Raw genomic sequence first — 3,718 nt, forward strand, 5'->3', positions numbered from 1 at the left:
CGGCGGTGCTGCCATCGGTCCAGACGCCGACCAGCACCACCCGCTCCAGCCGCAGCTGCCGGTACTCCACCTCGGAGATGTCGGCCAGCTCGGTGGAGAGCCCGGCGACCCGGCGCAGCGCGGAGCGGTCGTCGAGGGCCAGATCGCCGATGCTGGGTGGGTGCGGCCCGCTCACTGCGCCGACCACCACTGGTCGGCCACCTCGCCGTGGGCCACCAGCACCGACGGGCCGCGCAGGTAGCTGGTGGCATCGGTCACCGAGACACTGACCTCCCCGCCGGGAACACCGACCCGGATCGACCCGGTCGAGGTGCCGAGGTGCTGCAGCGCGGCCACCGCGGCGGCGACCGTTCCGGTTCCGCAGGACCGGGTCTCGCCGACGCCGCGTTCGTGCACCCGCATCGAGACCGACCCGTCCCGGGGCGCGGTGAGCACCTCGACGTTCACCCCGTCCGGGAACTGGTCGCGGTCGAAGGTGACCGGGGCGGCCACCTCCAGCTCGGCCAGCTCGGCGGCCGACAGCCCCGGACCCACACAGGCCAGGTGCGGGTTGCCGACGTCGACGGCGAGCCCGGAGAAGCGGCGCCCACCGACGGTGGCGGTGCCGGGGCCGAGCGGGGTGGGTTTGCCCATGTCGACGGTGACGTCGGCGCTGACCGGGTCGACGTAGTGCACGCTGACCGGCCGGGGGCCGGCCAGCGTGCCGACCACGAACTCGTCGCGGCTCTCCAGCCCGCTGACCCGCAGGTAGTGCGCGAAGACCCGGACGCCGTTGCCACACATCTCGGCCACCGATCCGTCGGCGTTGCGGTAATCCATGAACCAGTCGGCGGCGGCCACCCCCTCGGGCAGCCGGTGCAGCACGCCGGCGGCGACCGCGGCGCCGGCGGTGGTCACCCGCAGCACGCCGTCGGCGCCGAGCCCGCGCCGGCGATCGCACAGCGCGGCCACCGCCGCCGCGGCCAAGCCGAGCTCCGCGGCCGGGTCGGCCAGCAGCACGAAGTCGTTCTGGGTGCCGTGGCCCTTGGCGAAGATCATCGGCGCCACTCTCCCCCGCCAGCACCGGAACCATCGTCGCCGCCACGGATCACCAGCTCAGGATACGTCCCGCCACGCCCGCACCGCGGCCTGCACGAGATCGACGGCCCCGGACGCGTCCCCGCTGTCCAGCCAGCCGATTCGGTGATCGCGACGAAACCACGACCGCTGTCGCCGCACATATCTGCGGGTGCCGGTAAACGTCTGCTCCCGGGCCCGGCGCAGCGCGTCGTCGTCGCCGCCGGCGTCCAGCGCGGCGATCACCTGGGCGTAGCCCAACGCCCGCGCGGCGGTCGCCCCGTCGCGCAGCCCGTGCGCCAACAGCGCCGTCACCTCGGCGACCAGACCGTGGTCGAACATCGTCTCGGTTCGCCGCGCCAGGTGCGCGTCCAACAGCGCCGTGTCGTGGTCCAGCCCGATGATCGCGGTGCCCCACCGGGGTGCTCCGATGGCCGGCGCGGAGGCCGCGAACGGCCGCCCGGTCAGCTCCCCCACCTCCAGCGCCCGCACGATGCGCCGACCGTCGGTCGGCCGGATGGCCGCCGCGGCGCCCGGATCGCGGGTGGCCAACTCGGTGTGCAGGGCGGCGGCGCCGACCTGTTCCAGCCGTCGCTCCCAGCGGGCCCGCACCGCCGGGTCGGTCGCCGGGAACGACCAGTCGTCGAGCAGTGCCTGCAGGTAGAGCATCGAGCCGCCGACCACGATCGGCACCGCACCGCGCGCGATGATCGCCTCGACGTCGGCGGCCGCCGCCCGCTGGTATCCCGCGACGGTCGCGGTCTCGGTGACGTCGAGCACGTCCAGCTGGTGGTGCGGGATGCCGCGACGCTCGGCCACCGGCGGTTTCGCGGTGCCGATGTCCATTCCGCGGTAGCGCGCCATGGCGTCGGCGTTGACGATCTCGGCGGCGACGCCGAGCGTCGCCAGATGCTCGCCGACGTCCAGCGCCAGCTGCGATTTGCCGGTCCCGGTGGGGCCGACGACCGCCAGCGGCCTCACGGCTGCCAGACCCCGGCGAAGTAGCCGACGCCGTAGGGAGCACCGCGGTAGAGCACGCTCACCGACCGCGGAGCGAGCCGACCCCGTCCGGTCAGCCCGGCCAGCACCGCGAACCCGGCCCGGCCGAGCACCGCGGCGGGCAGCGCGGCCAGTGCACCGGCGTCGCCGGCCGCCAGCGCGTCGTCGAGGCGGCACTGGACGTCGATGTCTTCCCGGTGGTAGCCGCCCGGTGCGGCCGGGCTGAGCGTGTTGGCGCCGTCGGCGACCACCAGCACGCCGACCGGATCGGCGGCCCGCTCGATCTCGGTGCGCAGCCGCTGGCCCTGACCCACCGCACGATCCGGGTCGGGGTAGACCCGCACCTGTAGCTGCGCGTCCGGTTGCGCCTCGCCGCGCACCCAGCCGGCCATCAGCGCACAGAGCGGGAGGACCGCCGGCGTCGCCGCCCGCGGGGAGAGCCGCACCGCGACATCGGCGCCGTAGCCGGCGAACGTGCCTACGCTCTCCGGCCCGAACACCGCCTCGGCCGGCCCGACTCCGACCGCGATCCAGCGCTGCGGCAGCGCCTCGGCCGCGGAGATCACCGCGGCCCGCAGGTCGGCGAGCTCTTCGGCCGCCGCGCCGGCGAGTTCGGGCACCAGCACCGGTGCCGACGGCATGATCGCGATCGCGCCCAGCACGGCTATCGCGGCGTGGGTGCCGGTGCCGGCCGGACCGTGTCACTGCCGCCGGTCTCGGCGGCCAGACTTGCGGCCTCGCCCCGGGCCAGCGCCGCGGTGGCGATCACCACCAGCACCACACCGATCACCACCACCGCGTCCTCGACGCCACCGGCCTGGATGGTCTCGTTGAGCAACAGCACGCCGAGGACGGTCGCCACCAGGGGCTTGGTCACCACCATTGTCGGCATCGACGCGGTCAGCGCCCCAGCCCGAAACGCCGACTGCTGAAAGATCATCCCGGCCAGCGTCGCCGGCAGCCAGGGCAGCAGAGCCGGTGAGTGCAGCACCCCGCCGATCCCGTCCGCCTTGAGCGTGTCAACCAGCACTTTGGTCAGCACCGCGAACGCCGCCAGTGAGGTGCCGGCCACCAGCGCCAGCAGCACCGCGGCAGCCGGCTGGCCGGCGTAGATGCGGGCGCCGAGCACACAGCCCACCAGCACCGTGCCCAGCACGATCGTCACCACCAGCCAGGTGCGCGCCGGCGCGTTGTGGGCGCCCTCGGCCGGGTCGCCGACCACCACCACCACCGCCAGCGCCACCGCCAGCAGCGCCGCCCAGGCCCACTCCCAGCTGCTCACCCGGCGCCGGAGGAACCAGGCGTAGATCGGCAACGCGAACAGCAGCGCGGTCACCTGCAGACCGGTCACCAGCATCACCGAACCCGCCGCCAGGGCCAGCGCCTGCAGCGCGTAGTTGGCCACCGCCGCCGCGCCGCCAGTCCACCACCGGGCGTCGCGCAGCGACAGCCAGAACAACTCCAGGTGACCGACCTTCTTGTCGGTGATCTCCTGCGCGGACCGCTGCCGGATCACGTCACCGATCGCGGACGCCAGCGCCGCGGCCAGCGCGAGCAACGCCGCGACGATGTTCGCGGTCGACATAGGCAGCCCTCCTCAACCGGGCAACAATACCCGCCACCCCGCCCGGGGCCGGTCAGCGAAGCGCCGACACGGCGGCCC

4 protein-coding genes and 1 pseudogene are annotated in these 3,718 nt (G+C 74.5%); all 5 read right to left on the reverse strand.

Annotated elements, in window-relative coordinates; translation table 11 throughout:
- Positions 1-175: pseudogene (locus tag AC2VNT_RS10120) on the reverse strand (GTPase HflX); the annotation flags it as partial.
- Positions 172-1,038 carry a diaminopimelate epimerase gene (gene dapF, locus AC2VNT_RS10125; RefSeq protein WP_486946727.1) on the reverse strand — a complete coding sequence of 289 codons (867 nt, stop codon included), beginning with the start codon at positions 1,036-1,038 and terminating at the stop codon, positions 172-174. The gene dapF and the pseudogene AC2VNT_RS10120, both read right to left, overlap by 4 nt.
- Before the next feature lie 57 nt (positions 1,039-1,095).
- Positions 1,096-2,037, reverse strand: a complete 942-nt coding sequence (gene miaA / locus AC2VNT_RS10130) for a tRNA (adenosine(37)-N6)-dimethylallyltransferase MiaA (protein ID WP_486946728.1) — start codon at positions 2,035-2,037, stop codon at positions 1,096-1,098.
- Positions 2,034-2,717, reverse strand: coding sequence for a class III extradiol ring-cleavage dioxygenase family protein (locus AC2VNT_RS10135; protein WP_486946729.1), 684 nt, complete (start codon positions 2,715-2,717; stop codon positions 2,034-2,036). Before AC2VNT_RS10135 ends, miaA begins: the two co-directional genes overlap by 4 nt.
- Before the next feature lie 2 nt (positions 2,718-2,719).
- Positions 2,720-3,640 (reverse strand): DMT family transporter, encoded by a 921-nt coding sequence (locus tag AC2VNT_RS10140; RefSeq protein WP_486946730.1) that lies wholly within the window; start codon positions 3,638-3,640, stop codon positions 2,720-2,722.
- Positions 3,641-3,718: the final 78 nt, after the last annotated feature.

This window comes from Mycobacterium sp. TH-M15 (assembly GCF_057473705.1).